We start from the raw sequence: 15,717 nt of genomic DNA, 5'->3' as shown, positions 1-15,717 counted from the left end.
TTTCATTTTTCTTTAAGCTATACGCGTTATAGTAAAGATATCAAGAAGCCTAAGACCTCCTCCAGCTTAGGCTTCTTTTTTTATGTCTTCAATTGCGACAATGACGCTCTAAAATATTTAAGGCTTAAAAAGGCTGTCGAGTAAATAGAATCCTATTCCCAGTACAATCACACCCACCACTAAACTTGACAATGCATAACTCAAAGCGAGTAGCATTTGCCCCTGTCTCAGTAATTGAAACGTTTCGAGACCAAAACTTGAGAAAGTGGTAAAACCGCCCAATACACCCACCATTAAAAATAAACGTGCTTCTTGTTGAAGCACTGGATATTTTTGACTGAGCGCAAAAAATAGTCCCGCAGTAAAACAACCGATAATATTGATCCACCACGTCGGCCATGGAAAGCTCATATTCGGTTTGAAGAGCAATAAGCCTGCACCATAGCGTAAACAGGCCCCTATTCCACCGCCCAAAGCCACCAAGATCCAATTCATTTAAGTGCCCTATTTTTCGCAAAAGCTGTATGGATAAGTCCAAAGTTATCCACAGTTCATCAATACTAGACCTATTAAACCCGAATCAATCTATCGACATCAAGGCTTTTCAAGCTTGAGCCGATTCTTAAAATAAGCTCAAAAGTTTTCTCAAATGCAAAACTCACAAACCTACACTTTTTGGGTATGATGTGAGCATAAATTTAATCGGACATATACACATGGCACAGGTCTTATTGGCTCAGCTTGCAACGGGCGAAGCAAAATTTTCAGATGTACTGGCTTTTATTGAAGCTGCTTATACACATACGCCAACTGCGTTTAAAAATGGTTTACAACACAATGCGGCAACTGAAAACCAAGGCAGTGCCAAAGTGTTTTCGTTTGCACAGCTTCAAGGGCTCGATCAAGCACAAACCTTAAGCTTATTTGCAGAACACTATGCCTCTGTTTTAGCGACACCTGATGCAACGGATCATCAAAATATTCGTCAGTTCATGTTGAATGGTTGGGATGGTATTGCGTTTGATGGTACGGCATTAACCGCAAAATAAAGATAAAAAACCACGTTCAAACAATTTGAACGTGGTTTATCAATAAAATAGTTTAAAATTACGTATCTATAAGCATTTACAGCATATATTAAATAACCCGAATCGCGGATAAGAAATTGACTTGAAAAATAAGAGGACTAGAGCTATCAGTTGAGTTACCACACCAAACTCACAACTCTAGTCCTTATGTTCGATAGTACAGAATTATTTTGTGTAATTGATGATTTCTTCTTAAAATTTGAAGCGACTTACTGGAAATTTCTTAAAGAATGTAACCATTGTCTAAGAATTCGAACCGCTCAACTGAGTATTTCAGAAATCATCTTCATTGCGATTTGGTATAAATGTTCTCATTTTAATAACTTCAAAGCATTCTTCTCATCGTTGAAACAAGACAAAAGCCATTTATTTAAAAGTTTACCCTGTTATCAGCGCATGATTTATTTAGTGAATACACATCAACTCGCTTTACATGCCTTGCATTTCGCTGTGATGAAAGATCATCAAAGTTCGTATTTATGGATTGATTCAACTACTTTGCCAGTCTGTAAAAATCAGCGTATTCAGCGACATAAATCCATATCATCAATTGCAACGCGTGGTAAAAGCTCAATGGGATGGTTCTTTGGTTGTAAGCTACATTTACTGATGAATCAATCAGGTGAGATTGCGAACTCAGTTTTATCTAATGGACATACAGCAGACATCAAAATGGTTAAACCGTTGGTAGAAGGATTAAAAGTAAAGCTTTATGCTGATCGTGGCTATATTAGTCATGAACTAAAAGCTAGGCTTAAAGAACAAGATATTGATTTAATTACATATCATCGTAAAAACATGCAGGCAGTTCAATTGTCAAAAGAAGATGAATATTATCTAAAGCAGCGCAACAAAATAGAAACGTTATTTAGTTTGCTCAAAGGGAAATATAATTTGGTAACAAGTAACGCGAGAAGTGTTGAAGGCTATTTAGCTGGTATTTATGCCTCTTTATGTGCTTACCAATTATGTCATCAAAACAAGCCAATCATTCGGGTTGTGGAATCATTGGCTTAAACAGGATTCGGGTTAAATAAGTTTCACGTGGAGCAAGACGATATGGTTTGTTCCGCCCTGCAATACTGTCAAACAGCATAGTCTGAAGAACTCGTTTAACCTGATTTATGGCTTATCCTTTCACCCGTTCAATCCATTGGATTGAGCTGACACGAAAGACTTCACAAGCGCCATCGCCAGTGTCGGTTGGGGTTAAAGAAGACGTCCAGACCAGATCTTTATCTTTGATTTCAACCAAATCACCTTTTAAACGAACCAAGTCACCACGTTTTACATGTTTAATTTGTTTCGCAATTTCAGGGTTGGCTGGAATGATGTGCATATTCGAAACCATCTGCATCGCTTGCTCAGCAGGTACAGGCAGGCGATCAATTTTCCAATTGAGATAACGGTCGTATTGGTTCACAGTAATATGTCGTGCAATTTCAGGCTCAGCAAATAACCCCCAACTCACTGCATAGTCTATCGGTGAAAATTTGGCTTGCTCATCTTCCGAATAGGTCTTTGAACCCAAAATTCGAAAATCCCCTTTAAACGGTTTCAACACAGAAATAGATTGATCCTTTGAAGCTGGTGCAAGACCTTTAGCAATGTTGTAATCTACAGTGGCACTGGCACTAATCGGCAACAGTAAACTTGAGAGTAAACTGAGTAAGATAAATTTAGATTTCATTGCAAACCTCATTCCCATCAACCTAGGAAAATATGAATCAATTTTCATCTTAGTCGAGTTTCCTGAAAAGAAGCTTATGAACTTAGTAACATTGTGCACGAATTATGCAGTCTACTTTTAGCTAGAGCATTTTTCAGTTAGGCTAGAGCTGAAGACCAGCACCCCAAAATAATCATGCTTTATAAATATTATCAACAACACATTTTTCCACATATATTAAATCAGGTCATGCAAGTGCCCAGTTTAATGGATAAGCGCCGCGAACTACTTTTACCGATTCAGGGAGATGTATTGGAAATTGGTTTTGGTACAGGGCTGAATCTGCCTTTTTATCAAAATGTCGATACGCTCTATGCCCTTGAACCCAGTCCTGAAATTTATCATTTGGCTGTAGAGCGGGTACAAGCAGCAGCATTTGAAGTGCATCATGTACAAGCCCGTGCGGAAAAGTTGCCTTTTGCTGACCACAGCCTTGAACATGTAGTCAGTACGTGGACGCTGTGTAGTATTGCAGAGCTAGAACAGGCTTTGCTAGAAATATTACGCGTGCTCAAACCCGGCGGTGCCTTACATGTAGTGGAGCATGTGTTAAACACCAATAATCTGTATATTCAGCGCCTACAACACTTACTCACGCCTGTGCAAAAGCGTTTAGCGGATGGCTGCCATCTCAATCGAAATATTGAACAGTCCTTAAAAGCAGCAGGATTTAATGTGATAGAACAACACTACTTTTATGCTGAGGGAATCCCGAAACTCGGACAACTGATGTACTTTGCTCGTGCGCAAAAACCCAATTAAGATAATCGCAATATTCATATCATGCTGTATTTGAAGTTGTTCAATTGAATGGACATGTTTGTTGCTACTTGGCTTATTCCGTCGTATCAAAGTCGATGCGTACCGTTTCAAAACGAACTCGCCCTGCTTGAATCGCTTGCGCAATGGCCACTTGTCCTTTGGTCAGCCTCGCCCCACCGCTTTTAATATCAATAAGCACAATTTCAATATCTTCCGCTCTCCCCTCACCATCACGCAGGTCGGTATAACCATCAAACACCACATAGTCGACAGGATCTCCCAAAAATTTAGCATCACTGGGTAAGTATTCAAACTGTGGCATAATCGGTGCCAGTTGCTCTGCCATTTTGCCTTTCAACACTGCACGACTGGTATTGACACTGCGCTTTTGTGCTTGAGCCAAAGCCTGCTGATGCTCTAATTCTAATTCGGCAATGTAGCGCTCATATTCTGCTTTGATGCGTCCATTTCGGCTGTGACTTAAAATAAGGGTGGTCAAGACCACACCAATTACTGCACCGATCAACATTGCCATCCATATGGACATGGTTTTTTCCTAATTTTGTGCTACTGCTAGCAAGATTTAAGCTTATAACTTTGGTCATGTGTCATATCCAGCACACAAAAGAATGATATGCTAGGGATGAGCAGAATAAAATCATTTAAGGTCATGAAAACGATATTAATTGCAAACCAAAAAGGTGGCTGTGGCAAAACGATAACCGCAATTAATTTAGCGTCAGCACTTGCACAGAAAGGTTATAAGGTCGCATTGGCCGATGCTGATAATCAAAAGTCTGCCCGTCAGTGGTTAAAACAACGCCCTGACCACGTAGCACATATTGAAAGTTTGGATTGGCGTCATGAAAAATCAATTGGTGAAGTCCCTAAAAATATTGAATATTTAATTATTGATGCACCAGGCGCACTGTCTGGTGAACATGCGGAACAACTGGTGAGTGAAGCACATGCTATTGTGACCCCACTGCAACCTTCATTTTTTGATATTGACAGTACACGACGTTTTTTAAAACACTTGCAAGAGATTAAACGTATCCGTAAAGGTAAAGTTCAAATTCTCCTTTTAGCCAATCGGGTCAAAGCCAACAGCGCCAGTGCCAAAGACATTCAAGACTTTTTTGAAAAGATTGAACAGCAACCGATCGCATGGATTTCTGAGCGTACCGCGTATGGTCAATTGGCAATGCAAGGCTTAAGCATATTTGATAAAACACAAAAAAATTATTTAACCATCCAAAGCCAATGGCAACCTTTGCTCAATGCAATTGTCGATGATCCAAGTGCATGGTTCTAAGGCATTGAAGATAAAGATAAGCCAATGAACTCTGCTTTTATGTTCTGTAATTCACGAGAACTTACCAAGGGTAGATTCTCGTTCGCATTTTTTTCAGTTAATATGACTTTGACCTTAGAGATATAGCAGTGAATACCGTGCAACGATACGCACCAGCCTTACAAAAAGTATTGTTATTTGGACTGATTTTTATTCTGTTCTATTTGAGCTTTCAAGTCCTGAAATACTTTATTGTACCTGTGCTTTGGGCTGCGATTATTGCCTATATCACATGGCCTTTATATCACTCCGTGCAGAAGCTCTGTGGACCGCGTCCGACTTTAAGTGCAACCATTATGATCAGCATGGTTATATTGGTAGTCGGAATTCCATTGACCTTTGCAATCTTTATGCTGCAACACGAAGGTCGGAGCTTATTTTACGAATTACAAAAACAGGTCTTTTCTGGTCACTTAGATGTGCCTCAATTTATCCGTGACTTACCTTTTATCGGTAAGGAAGTCACACGGACCTTAAAAGAAATCAATACTGACCCCAATAGCATCGTACAAAATGTTTCAGGTTGGTTCCAAAGCCACTTAAGCTATGGTCGTTTAGTTCTCAGTGAAATCAGTAAAAATATTTTCAAACTCTGCTTTGCAGTCATGTCTTTATTCTTTTTCTACCGTGATGGACAAACCATTTTAAGTCAGGTTAGCAAGGCACTTGAAATGGTGATTGGACCACGTATTCATCACTATTTAGATACCATTTCTGAAACAACACGCGCCGTGCTGTATGGTGTAGGGCTTACAGCTGTTGCTCAAGCACTCTTGGCAGGCATTAGTTACTTTGTTGCAGGTGTTCCAAATCCAATGGTACTCACCATTGTTACCTTCTTATTTGCGTTGATTCCATTTGGCCCTCCTGTCGCTTATAGTGCCGTATCACTGTGGTTGTTCTCACAAGGTCAAACCATTGAGGCTATAGGTGTGATGGCTTGGGGTGTTTGTGTCGTGAGTACAGCGGACAATGTGATTCGCCCATTGGTGATCTCAGGTGCAACTCAAATTCCATTCTTGCTCATCATGTTTGGTGTGCTAGGTGGTTTAGCCAGCTTTGGTATGATCGGTTTATTTATTGGCCCTGTGATCCTAGCCGTGCTGTTAGCTATTTGGCGTGAATGGTTGCATGAGCAGGTCAATGAACCCTTGATGATGCCGAAAGCGACATTGGCTTATGATCCACCTGAAGAGCCATTGGACACGCCAAAAAAATAACTTTAGTGAAATAACTTAAACGCATGCTTTCACCGAGAGCATGCGTTTTTTTATGTCAGATACAAAAACACTGTACGGAGAACATTGAACCCAAGCCTTGCCTTTGTTTGAATGGTTCTGAATTTTAAGGAAAAAGGATCTAATATGTTGTCTTCTACTTTAAAACTAAGTACGCTCATGGCGTTGATTGGTTTAGGGACTGTGGCATGTAGCACGACTCCAACTGAAAGTAACACGATGGTCAAAAATGTCGATGTTCATGCGGTTTCAACTGCAGGTGTGGGACAAAAAATTGGTACCATTCGTTTTACTGACAGCCCTGCTGGCCTAGTTATTCAAACCAATTTAAGCCAGCTTCCGCCGGGCCCACATGGTTTTCACATCCATGAAAAAGGCTCATGTGATGTGGCTGAAAAAGAAGGGAAACCAGTTGCAGCTTTAGCTGCTGGCGGACATTTTAACCCCGAAAAAGCACCCAACCACGGTACACCGCTCAACGGTCATCTGGGTGATTTACCCATCTTGAATGTCGACTCAGCAGGTAATGCGAAAGTCAATTTACTTGCACCTCGTTTGAGTTTAGCAAACATACAAGGTTTAGCGGTGATGGTGCATGCAGGTGGCGACAACTACTCAGATAGTCCTAAACCACTCGGTGGTGGTGGCGATCGTATCGCCTGTGGTGTAATTCAATAAATCTATCGCATCCTTAGCATGTAAACAAAAAGTGCTTCATCTTCGTTTCTGTGGATAAGTTCTGACTTATACACATAGCACAGCGGATGAATTTTCTGCTGTGTTTTTATCGCTTTTTACTCTCTTTTTCATGTGATGTTCAATCGCATTAAATTGACAGTATGCTAAAAAACGTTCAGGCTAAAAGCAAAATAAAATCAAGCCTAGACAATGACATCGTGAATAATTTTCGCCAGTGGTTTCAATCTTTTCAGTCCAATGCAATTTTTATGTATTGCCTGCAAATTTTTATCGTGCTGAGTGGTACAACCTTAGGGCTCTACTTTTTAGGACTGGAACAACTGATCGTACCGACGACTTTAGGTGCGATTGCAACTGCCTTAACAGACTTCGATGACCGACTTAGTATTCGTCTCAGAAACCTAGTCTATGTCTGCGTGCTGTTCTTTAGTGTCAGCAGTATTTTAGATTTCCTGCATCCCTATAAATTCATATTCATCATTTACTTATCACTTTCTAGTGCTTGTTTTATCTTACTGGGGGCACTTGGACAACGCTATGCAGCGATGAGCTTTGGCACCATTTTACTCTCCTTATACAGCATGTTTGGCTTAGGAGAATATTCAGTTTGGTACTTTCAACCCAGTTGTTTTGTCTTGGGCGCATTGTGGTATGGCTGTACCGCCATTGTGTTTTATCTGCTAAAGCCAACTTTGGCCGTTCAGGACAATCTAGCACACTGTTTTAAGCAAATTGCAGATTTACTCAATGCCAAAGCACGTTTGTTTGACCCTGATAATCAAAACAATGTTGAAGCATTACTCTACGACTTATCCTTACAAAACAGCACAATTATTCAAAGCTTTAATAGCACCAAAAGTTCGCTGCTCACTCGACTAAAGGCCTCACGTGCCAACCAAAAGACGATTTATTGGCTGAATTTATACTTTCTGGCTCAAGACATTCATGAGCAAGCCAGCTCTAATTATTTACACTATGAACAGCTACATCAGAACTTCAGCCGTACAGATCTTATTTTCCGTATTCAAAAAAATATTCGGCTGCAGGCCCTTGCCTGTCAGGCATTGGCACGCTGTATTCTCAGCAATCAAATCTATGTGTCAGATCCCAATACGAATCAAGCATTGCTGAATTTACACAGTTCGATGCAAGACTGGATTCGAGACAATCCACATAATATTGAAGTCAAAAATCTACAACTGATTTTAAATAACTTAGACAATGTGCATGAACGCTTTCAACACTTAAATGAACTGCAATTACGCCAAGAGCAACGCTATCAAGAACACATCGACAACCTCAACTTATACGATGATGATATTCATGGTTGGCACGATCTGTGGCTCAAACTCAGCCAACATCTCACCCCGCAGTCGGCACTGTTTCGACATGCGGTACGTATCGCCTTTGTCTTTGCTGTGGGTTATGGCATTTCTCTTCTGCCTTTTGCCCAACATGGCTATTGGATTTTGCTCACCAGCTTATTTGTTTGCCAAATGCGTTACTTTGCCACCAAAAGCCGCTTAAAAATGCGAACCTTAGGCACTATTTTGGGCGTTGTTTTAGGGATTCCACTGCTGTATTTCGTCCCAAGTATTGAAGGACAGTTACTGCTGACCATTATTTTTGGGGTGTGCTTTTTCTATCTCAGTTCCAAGAAATATGCCATGGCAACCCTGATGGCAACACTCATGGTACTGCTGATTTTTAATTTAAAAGGTGCAGGCTATGCCATTATTTTACCGAGGATCATGGATACTCTAATGGGTTGCGCCATTGCGTGGTTCGCGGTCAGTTTCATCTGGCCTGATTGGGACTTTCGTAATATTTCCAACACCATAAAAAAAGCTTCTGATAGCACCCTCAACTATTTTGATGCCATTTGTGAACAGTACCAACAGGGCAAAAACAATAGCATGGCTTATCGCGGAGCACGGCGTGCTGCACACAATGCCCAAACTGAACTTGCAAGCATGATTTCTAGTCTCAGTACTGAACCGAATCCAAACCCAGAACTGATACACCATGCTTTTCGCTACTTGGTATATAGCCACAGTCAACTCAGCTATATTTCTGCTTTGGGCAGCCATCGTGAACTGGTACAAGACAACCAAGTACTGGAACTCATGCTCTGGTGTAAAAGCACGCTGAATGACGTACTACTTCAGCATAAGACCTTACCCGAGCGAGAGATTCAACAGAAATTGGCAGAGATCAAACACTTAAATACACAAGAAACAATGAGTCAGCACTTGCACTTGGTCCTCAAACAAATCAGCCTACTACTGGAAACCCTACCAGAATTGCTCAAATTGAAAACCGAACTACTCACCCGAGATATTAAATGAGTCATTAAATAATCCATGTCATCCGAAGCCCTCAAAGTGTTTCAATTTGGCCCAAATGGCTCAGCTTGGCTATGTATCTTAAATAGTTCATTTTTCTTTCATTCTTGAGTACACTCGAGCTTCATTCTCATAGATTTTTGACCATGAACATTCAGACATTACGTGTTGTAGGATTTTTAGAAGGGATTTCTTTTTTACTGTTGTTATTTATTGCGATGCCAATGAAATACATCTTTGATAACCCGATCCTAGTCAAATACGTGGGTATGGGGCATGGCGTATTATTTATCCTGTTTCTCATCGTGCTGTTTGTAGTCTGTGAAAAGCAAAAATGGTCTTTGAAGATGTTTATTCTAGGTTTGATCGCATCCATTCTACCCTTTGGGCCTTTTGTATTTGATGCCAAAATTAAAAAACTAGAACCTGAGCAAGCGGAAGCCTGAGTTTTAATACCATTTTTAAATACTGGCTTTAAAAGGATGTTTTAAAGCCATAATAAAAAAGCGCCCATTCAAATGAATGTGCGCTTTTTTATTATGTGAACTTAGCTGAATGCAACAAATAAAATCTTAGTAGACACCACTCTCAAGACGGCTTTGTATCAACTTCTTCACGGTCACACGAGGAAAACTAAACCACAGGGTAATTAAAATGAGGCAGACCAAACTATAAGCCCAAAGACCAAATTCCACATACGCCATACGCACCAGTTCAATCACAAAGAAAAACGTAAACATCATCAGGACCGAAACGGCTGCGGCAACTGTCCCTTTGGACACTTCAGATGACATCAACGCAAAGCGGTATAACACTGAAAAACTAATACCTTCGCCAAAGCTCACCAAAGTCATCCCCACAATCAATAACGGTAAGAAATAGCTTTGGAAAATCGTGCCGAGCACCACCAACAGCGTACCGATGAACATCAAGGGCAAACCGAGTAACACGGTTTTACCCAGTGCCATTTTGTCGATGACTTTAATCAGCACAATATTACCTAGAATGAGACCACCCAAGACAGGGAACTGCGCCAAGCCATATTGCATACTGCTTAAGCCAAGTTCCTCGACCAAGATTACGGGTGACAGTGCAATCCACAACATCAATGGCATGGCCACCATAGGCAAACCAAAGGTGAGCGCCAAAAAAGTCTTATTTTTATAGACCGTTTTATAATCATCCCATATATAACGTAGTGGCTTTTTAGGAATACTGTGCTGTGTCGCAGGCATTTTGGCTTTTAAACCAAACCAACTTAAAAAAGCCAAAAAGGCGATGCCAATAAAACCCCAATGCCATGACACATGGTCAATCATAAATGCCCCGACCACAGGACCAAGTAACGGTGCTAGCAAAGAAATATTCGCCATAAGAGCCATGACTTTAATAGCATCACGCTCTTCAAAACTTTCCTGTACTGCGGCATAACCCACCGCAGAAATCATCGACAGCCCCACACCTTGTAAAAAGCGGAGTGCCAAAAAAGACTCAATATTTTGAGTGAGTAAAATTGCAAGGCAGGTCAGCACAAAAAATGCCACACCCGAGAGCAGCACTTTTTTGCGGCCTAAACGGTCTGAAAGCGGCCCAAGCAACCATGCGACACAGGCACCGCCCAATAAATAAAAAGACATGGACGATGGTGCCCATGCACTGCTGACCCCAAAATCTTGGGTAATGGCGAGCATGGCAGGTTGGACTAAATCATTACCGATATAGACTGAAAATTCGAATAAAACCAATGCCAAAGGAAACATCAATGTGGCACGGCTTAACTTTAAAGTTTGTACGTTTTGCATTGTTATCTACATATAAAATGCGTACAAGCCTGAGCGAAGTCCGTTGGCGGGAGAGACGACTAAGCCCAATGGCAAGCACTGTAAAATTGAATAAAAAATGTAATGGGTGCGAGAAATGCACACTGGTTTTACGCTGTATTCACAAAGCGTTTTTAGAAAAGGTGTTATTAAAATAGACTGAGCGGTGACACCGACAAAGCTCAGTTAAGCTATTTTAGCAGTGTTGCATCAGTTTGTATTGTTACTTTTTTAAGTTTCATCTGTCACATTGGATTTTATACGAGGTGCGATAAAATGCCCTTGTTTTAAGTCCTCATACGCCTGTAAAACTTCGGTGAAGGTGTTCATGACAAAATAACCTCGTCCATAAATCGGTTCATTTAAAGGCTGCCCACTGAGTAATAAAAAAGCGCTGTCTTGTACCGCTTGTATTTCAAGGTGCTCGTCATGATTAGACATGACCGCCATCTGCTGTGCTTCTATCATTTCTCCGCTATTGAGCTGAAGACGACCCCTACGGATATACAGCAGTGTCGTTTCGCCTTCCAATGCGGGTAAAACCGTTTTCATCCCTGCTGTGAGTTGCACATCCAACACGGTCATAGGGCTATGTGTTTGAGCAGGCCCTGTCTGGTTTTCATACGTCCCTGCAATCACCCTGACCTTTCCTTGAGCTTGCGCGAGTTCCAGTTCTGGAATCATGGTACGACTCAAGTGCTGATAACGTGCAGGATTCATTTTGTCTTTTGCAGGCAAATTGACCCACAGTTGGATCATTTCAAATGCCCCGCCTGTTTTAGAAAATGCCTCACTAAATATTTCTTCGTGCAGTACTCCAGCCCCTGCTGTCATCCACTGTACATCCCCTGCGCCAATCACACCGCCACCGCCTGTAGAGTCCTGATGGGTAAGCTCACCTTGATAAACGATGGTCACCGTTTCAAATCCACGATGCGGATGTTCACTCACGCCTTTTTTTAACTGGGTCGGCTGTAAATAACTCGGGCCGATATGATCCAGCAATAGAAAAGGTGAGACCGAATTCCCTAGTTCATAGTGTGAAAACACGGAGATGACTGGAGCAAAGTCGCCTACAGCAGAACGTGTACTTTCTGAGTGAATAAAAGCAAGGGTTTTCATTTTATTCTGCTTATCATTTGAATAATTTGATCATAGCCTAGCAAACAACCCTGTTCGATAGGCTAGATGAGTTATTGTGTTTTAAATTTAGGATGCCTGATCTACATCTGGGCTCTCTTGAGCGAGAAATTTAATTTCTGGGTTAGGCCTAAAGCAAAGCCATTTATTTTTCATCCATTGCTCAACTTTACCTTTACCCAAAATAGCCAGCAAATTATTGAGTAATGAAAACTTTCCAGTTTTACCAAAGTAATAGACTGTAATGCGAACATTTCGATCTATATCATCATTTAAGCTAAATAGATCTACAATATAATCCTTGTCCGAGACATCTAGTGAATGTCCCCAAATTATAAAGTTCAAATCTAAAGTAGTAGCATTACTACCTAACCCTCTCTTTATAGATCTTGTTCTTATATCACTTAATGCATTTGCGCTCATCAATTTAAGATCAGCATCAAACTCCTTTTTACCATCTTCTATTATTCTTTTGAACTCATCTAAGAATATGTAATCTGTATCTTTAAAAAGTTTCTGATGATATTTGGTAAAACCATATGCCTTAAGCTTCTTCAAAGACACATCATCTAAATCAGAAATACCTAAAACAATATTTTGATTTTCTCCATGACTACCATGTAAATATTCCACATTCACAGAATTATGAAGGCGCTGATAAGTATCAGTATAATTGAATGAAAAAATTTTATCAGGATAAGTCCATCCATCAGTTTCAAGAGAAATACTATTGATTGATGATAATTTATCCACAATCAATTCAAGATATAAGTTAAATACTTGAATAAAATCTTCCAATTCTTGCTGTAAAAAATCAAGGAATGCCGTCGCACTAAACCCATTATCAATATTTTCCCCATGACAAAACTTCGCACTTATATAAGCTTCTCTTTGTATATTTGTAACTCTTCCTCCAATTTTGACTGTACCTCCGACATTATTTGAAAAACCAAAAAAATTTAACGTATCAATATGTTTTTTACTTAGAATATCTAACAAGTCAAATTGATCATTTATATTCATTTCTACTTTTTCAATTTGAACTATACTTTTTGCTAATACAATCAGTACTTCTTCAATTTTCTGTTCAAAATCAATCCAAGTTTTTATTTCCTCAACATGATTTTTAAAATATTGATACCAACCATTTTTCTTTAATTTGTTTTGAATTTCATAAATTTGTACTGCTGTTAAATAAATACTTGATACATCATAATTTCCCTTCGTTTTATGAATAAACTCCATGTCCCTAGACTGCTTAAATTCAGAAAATAATTGCTCAAAATTCATTTGATATGACTTCTGATCAAGTGCATGAGTAATTTTGAAGTACTTGGTTATAAGATGTATCGGATGTTCAAATGGAGAATACAAAACATCATTGATTGGTTTATTTAAATCTTTTTTCTCAATAGCCTTCATCACCAACATAAAATGATCGTACTTCGTCGGCAAGTAGTGCGACAAATCAAAACCGTTCCCAACAATCAAAATATTCATTTTTATAAAATCCCAAAAACAAAAAAGCGCATCAAACGATACGCTTTTTATGAGGTAGACTCGCCTACATTTCAACCATAAATCAAAGATTTATTATGCACACTTCATTGTTTGGAAGTTCTTGGTGTTTTTACCACGCGCACATTGGTAAGAGGTTTTCGTCGCAGTTTTTTCCCAGTCACCACCAACCAACTTAAAGTTATACACAGTACGCACCGACTTCACTGAGTCATCCAACAAACCTGTTTCTGTCACTTTGACTTCTGCCGCAGTTGGGGATTCCACCGTATTAAAGTATTGGCGGATTTCAACCGTAGCCAACTCATTACGCAAATCTGGACGCTCTTTAAGTACCTGAGCCAACGGTGTATCTGACGAACCGACTTTATTTACTAACTCTTTGGTCGTCGCACAACCTGACAATAATCCCACACATACGGCTGAAGCTAAAATAAGACGCAACATAAATCCCACCCAAAATTCATTATTTATCAGTCCATCATGCCTTTTTTAGGTCTATTACACTATTTAGTAAATGTAATTCAGTCCCATCAACCATAAAAAAAGCGCATCACCATGGATGCGCTTTTGAAACCCAATTCGAACTTAAAGGTCGAATAATTTACCCGGGTTCATAATGCCGTTTGGATCGAAAACTTGCTTCAAGGCTTTCATATATTCAATCTCTTCCGCCGAACGGGTGTAGTCAAGGTATGGCTTTTTAGTCATACCGACACCGTGCTCAGCAGAAATTGAACCGTCGTATTTTTTCACGGTTTCAAAGACATATTTATTCACCACCTGACATTTGGCAAAGAACTCATCTTTGCTTAAGTCAGCTGGTTTTAAAATATTTAAGTGTAAGTTCCCGTCACCAATATGACCGAACCAACAGATTTCAAAGTCTGGATAGTTGCTTGCCACAATCGCATCAATTTCTTTAATGAATGCAGGAACATGCGTAATCAACACTGAAATGTCATTTTTGTATGGTGTAAATGGTGCAATTGACTCAGAAATGTCTTCACGTAAACGCCATAAGCTTTCCACTTGATCGAGGCTTTGGCTCAACACGCCATCTAGTACCCAACCTTGTTCCATACAGTGCTCAAAAATTTCCATCGCCTTGTCCATAATTGGCTCAAATGGCGCTTCAAATTCTAACAATACATAGAATGGACATTCGGTTTCGAATGGACGTTGCACATGACCATTTGCCAACACTTTTTGCATTGCCAGTTCACCAAAGAACTCAAATGCAGTCAGGTCAATTTTGGCTTGGAAAGCATGCAATACAGGCATTACAGCATCAAAATCAGGTACACCCAATACCATTACTTGAAGGTCTTGCGGTTGGCGTTCCAGTTTGATTTCTGCTTCAGTCACTAAGCCCAGTGTCCCTTCACCACCGATGAACAAATGTTGTAGTGCATAACCCGTTGCGTTTTTGATCATGCCTTTGTTTAGACGCAGCACATCACCCTTACCTGTGACTACAGTTAAACCGAGTACCCAGTTACGCGTCATGCCGTATTTAATGACTTTGATACCGCCAGCATTGGTGCCAATGTTTCCACCAATTTGACTCGAACCCGCAGAAGCAAAATCCACTGGGTAGTACATGCCTTGCTCTTCCGCATAGTTTTGTAGCTGTTCAGTCACCACACCTGCTTGGACACGAACCATACGGTCTGCTGGGAAGAATTCCAAGATATGGTTCATCTTGTCCATGCTCACCACAATTTCACCATTGGCAGCGACTGCACCGGCAGATAAGCCAGTACGACCACCCGATGGTGTAATTGCAACATTAAACTCATTTGCAAGTTTTACAACCGCTTGCACTTGTTCTGTGCTCGATGGAAAAACGATGACTGACGGGTTTGGATCAAAATGTTTGGTATGATCGCGTCCCCAATTTTCAAGGCTATCCGCATCGGTTTTAATGCGGTTTTCACCTACAATTGCTGTCAATTGGGTCAATAACTCTGGGGTTAAAGCGACTGGAGCATTCATCGTTTTCAGACCTTGCAAGAAGTAAA

Annotated in this window: 16 protein-coding genes; 8 read left to right on the top strand and 8 right to left on the bottom strand. The window is 40.2% G+C overall.

The features are described from left to right. Positions 1-117: 117 nt before the first annotated feature. Entirely contained in the window at positions 118-495 is a 378-nt protein-coding gene (crcB, locus tag ACZ8ZH_RS01665) for a fluoride efflux transporter CrcB (protein WP_086208999.1), read from the bottom strand. Between the two features lie 221 nt (positions 496-716). On the opposite strand from crcB, the gene ACZ8ZH_RS01660 reads away from it, so the two are divergent. Beyond that, on the top strand, positions 717-1,049 hold the full coding sequence (locus tag ACZ8ZH_RS01660; RefSeq protein WP_086209000.1) for a HopJ type III effector protein: 333 nt from the start codon (positions 717-719) through the stop codon (positions 1,047-1,049). 186 nt (positions 1,050-1,235) lie between these two features. Further along, positions 1,236-2,105 (top strand): IS982 family transposase, encoded by an 870-nt coding sequence (locus ACZ8ZH_RS01655; protein ID WP_470247925.1) that lies wholly within the window; start codon positions 1,236-1,238, stop codon positions 2,103-2,105. Positions 2,106-2,217: 112 nt separating this feature from the next. Here the strand turns inward: ACZ8ZH_RS01655 and ACZ8ZH_RS01650 are convergent, their stop codons facing one another. Next, entirely contained in the window at positions 2,218-2,778 is a 561-nt protein-coding gene (locus ACZ8ZH_RS01650) for a hypothetical protein (RefSeq protein ID WP_086209001.1), read from the bottom strand. A 174-nt stretch (positions 2,779-2,952) separates the two neighbouring features. On the opposite strand from ACZ8ZH_RS01650, the gene ACZ8ZH_RS01645 reads away from it, so the two are divergent. Next, the gene (locus ACZ8ZH_RS01645) at positions 2,953-3,579 is read left to right on the top strand and encodes a class I SAM-dependent methyltransferase (protein WP_119063222.1); all 627 of its coding nucleotides are present in this window, start codon (positions 2,953-2,955) and stop codon (positions 3,577-3,579) included. 73 nt (positions 3,580-3,652) lie between these two features. Here the strand turns inward: ACZ8ZH_RS01645 and ACZ8ZH_RS01640 are convergent, their stop codons facing one another. Then, positions 3,653-4,126, bottom strand: a complete 474-nt coding sequence (locus ACZ8ZH_RS01640) for a Holliday junction resolvase-like protein (RefSeq protein ID WP_119063223.1) — start codon at positions 4,124-4,126, stop codon at positions 3,653-3,655. Positions 4,127-4,249: 123 nt separating this feature from the next. Here ACZ8ZH_RS01640 and ACZ8ZH_RS01635 point away from each other — a divergent pair, with 123 nt between their 5' ends. The 5 genes from ACZ8ZH_RS01635 to ACZ8ZH_RS01615 all read left to right on the top strand — a co-directional run bounded on the left by ACZ8ZH_RS01635 (position 4,250) and on the right by ACZ8ZH_RS01615 (position 9,661). Beyond that, positions 4,250-4,894 carry a ParA family protein gene (locus ACZ8ZH_RS01635; RefSeq protein ID WP_086209004.1) on the top strand — a complete coding sequence of 215 codons (645 nt, stop codon included), beginning with the start codon at positions 4,250-4,252 and terminating at the stop codon, positions 4,892-4,894. A gap of 137 nt (positions 4,895-5,031) precedes the next feature. Beyond that, positions 5,032-6,153, top strand: a complete 1,122-nt coding sequence (locus tag ACZ8ZH_RS01630; protein ID WP_162900251.1) for an AI-2E family transporter — start codon at positions 5,032-5,034, stop codon at positions 6,151-6,153. 144 nt (positions 6,154-6,297) lie between these two features. Continuing rightward, entirely contained in the window at positions 6,298-6,849 is a 552-nt protein-coding gene (gene sodC / locus ACZ8ZH_RS01625) for a superoxide dismutase family protein (RefSeq protein ID WP_119063224.1), read from the top strand. 218 nt (positions 6,850-7,067) lie between these two features. After that, entirely contained in the window at positions 7,068-9,218 is a 2,151-nt protein-coding gene (yccS, locus tag ACZ8ZH_RS01620; RefSeq protein ID WP_119063359.1) for a YccS family putative transporter, read from the top strand. 143 nt (positions 9,219-9,361) lie between these two features. Beyond that, complete coding sequence (locus ACZ8ZH_RS01615; protein WP_087527333.1) at positions 9,362-9,661, top strand: DUF3817 domain-containing protein; 300 nt, start codon at positions 9,362-9,364, stop codon at positions 9,659-9,661. A 126-nt stretch (positions 9,662-9,787) separates the two neighbouring features. Here the strand turns inward: ACZ8ZH_RS01615 and craA are convergent, their stop codons facing one another. From craA to ACZ8ZH_RS01590, 5 genes are all read right to left on the bottom strand, one after another. Further along, positions 9,788-11,017 carry a chloramphenicol efflux MFS transporter CraA gene (gene craA / locus ACZ8ZH_RS01610; RefSeq protein ID WP_119063225.1) on the bottom strand — a complete coding sequence of 410 codons (1,230 nt, stop codon included), beginning with the start codon at positions 11,015-11,017 and terminating at the stop codon, positions 9,788-9,790. A gap of 249 nt (positions 11,018-11,266) precedes the next feature. Further along, on the bottom strand, positions 11,267-12,157 hold the full coding sequence (locus ACZ8ZH_RS01605; protein ID WP_119063226.1) for a pirin family protein: 891 nt from the start codon (positions 12,155-12,157) through the stop codon (positions 11,267-11,269). An 87-nt stretch (positions 12,158-12,244) separates the two neighbouring features. Next, on the bottom strand, positions 12,245-13,675 hold the full coding sequence (locus tag ACZ8ZH_RS01600; protein WP_119063227.1) for an AbiH family protein: 1,431 nt from the start codon (positions 13,673-13,675) through the stop codon (positions 12,245-12,247). A 93-nt stretch (positions 13,676-13,768) separates the two neighbouring features. Then, the gene (locus tag ACZ8ZH_RS01595; RefSeq protein ID WP_119063228.1) at positions 13,769-14,140 is read right to left on the bottom strand and encodes a hypothetical protein; all 372 of its coding nucleotides are present in this window, start codon (positions 14,138-14,140) and stop codon (positions 13,769-13,771) included. Between the two features lie 141 nt (positions 14,141-14,281). Further along, a complete protein-coding gene (locus ACZ8ZH_RS01590) occupies positions 14,282-15,691 on the bottom strand; it encodes an FAD-binding oxidoreductase (protein WP_470247832.1) in 1,410 nt (469 codons plus the stop codon). Positions 15,692-15,717: the final 26 nt, after the last annotated feature.

This window comes from Acinetobacter sp. SW-226, from assembly GCF_055632855.1.
The sequence above is the reverse complement of the archived record's forward strand: the minus strand, read 5'-3'. Positions and strand labels throughout refer to the sequence as shown.

Bases quoted from the DNA above. Each gene is read 5' to 3' on its own strand.
- crcB (WP_086208999.1), bottom strand. From the start codon at position 495: ATGAATTGGATCTTGGTGGCTTTGGGCGGTGGAATAGGGGCCTGTTTA.
- ACZ8ZH_RS01660 (WP_086209000.1), top strand. From the start codon at position 717: ATGGCACAGGTCTTATTGGCTCAGCTTGCAACGGGCGAAGCAAAATTT.
- ACZ8ZH_RS01655 (WP_470247925.1), top strand. From the start codon at position 1,236: ATGTTCGATAGTACAGAATTATTTTGTGTAATTGATGATTTCTTCTTA.
- ACZ8ZH_RS01650 (WP_086209001.1), bottom strand. From the start codon at position 2,778: ATGAAATCTAAATTTATCTTACTCAGTTTACTCTCAAGTTTACTGTTG.
- ACZ8ZH_RS01645 (WP_119063222.1), top strand. From the start codon at position 2,953: ATGCTTTATAAATATTATCAACAACACATTTTTCCACATATATTAAAT.
- ACZ8ZH_RS01640 (WP_119063223.1), bottom strand. From the start codon at position 4,126: ATGTCCATATGGATGGCAATGTTGATCGGTGCAGTAATTGGTGTGGTC.
- ACZ8ZH_RS01635 (WP_086209004.1), top strand. From the start codon at position 4,250: ATGAAAACGATATTAATTGCAAACCAAAAAGGTGGCTGTGGCAAAACG.
- sodC (WP_119063224.1), top strand. From the start codon at position 6,298: ATGTTGTCTTCTACTTTAAAACTAAGTACGCTCATGGCGTTGATTGGT.
- ACZ8ZH_RS01615 (WP_087527333.1), top strand. From the start codon at position 9,362: ATGAACATTCAGACATTACGTGTTGTAGGATTTTTAGAAGGGATTTCT.
- craA (WP_119063225.1), bottom strand. From the start codon at position 11,017: ATGCAAAACGTACAAACTTTAAAGTTAAGCCGTGCCACATTGATGTTT.
- ACZ8ZH_RS01605 (WP_119063226.1), bottom strand. From the start codon at position 12,157: ATGAAAACCCTTGCTTTTATTCACTCAGAAAGTACACGTTCTGCTGTA.
- ACZ8ZH_RS01600 (WP_119063227.1), bottom strand. From the start codon at position 13,675: ATGAATATTTTGATTGTTGGGAACGGTTTTGATTTGTCGCACTACTTG.
- ACZ8ZH_RS01595 (WP_119063228.1), bottom strand. From the start codon at position 14,140: ATGTTGCGTCTTATTTTAGCTTCAGCCGTATGTGTGGGATTATTGTCA.
- ACZ8ZH_RS01590 (WP_470247832.1), bottom strand. From the start codon at position 15,691: ATGAATGCTCCAGTCGCTTTAACCCCAGAGTTATTGACCCAATTGACA.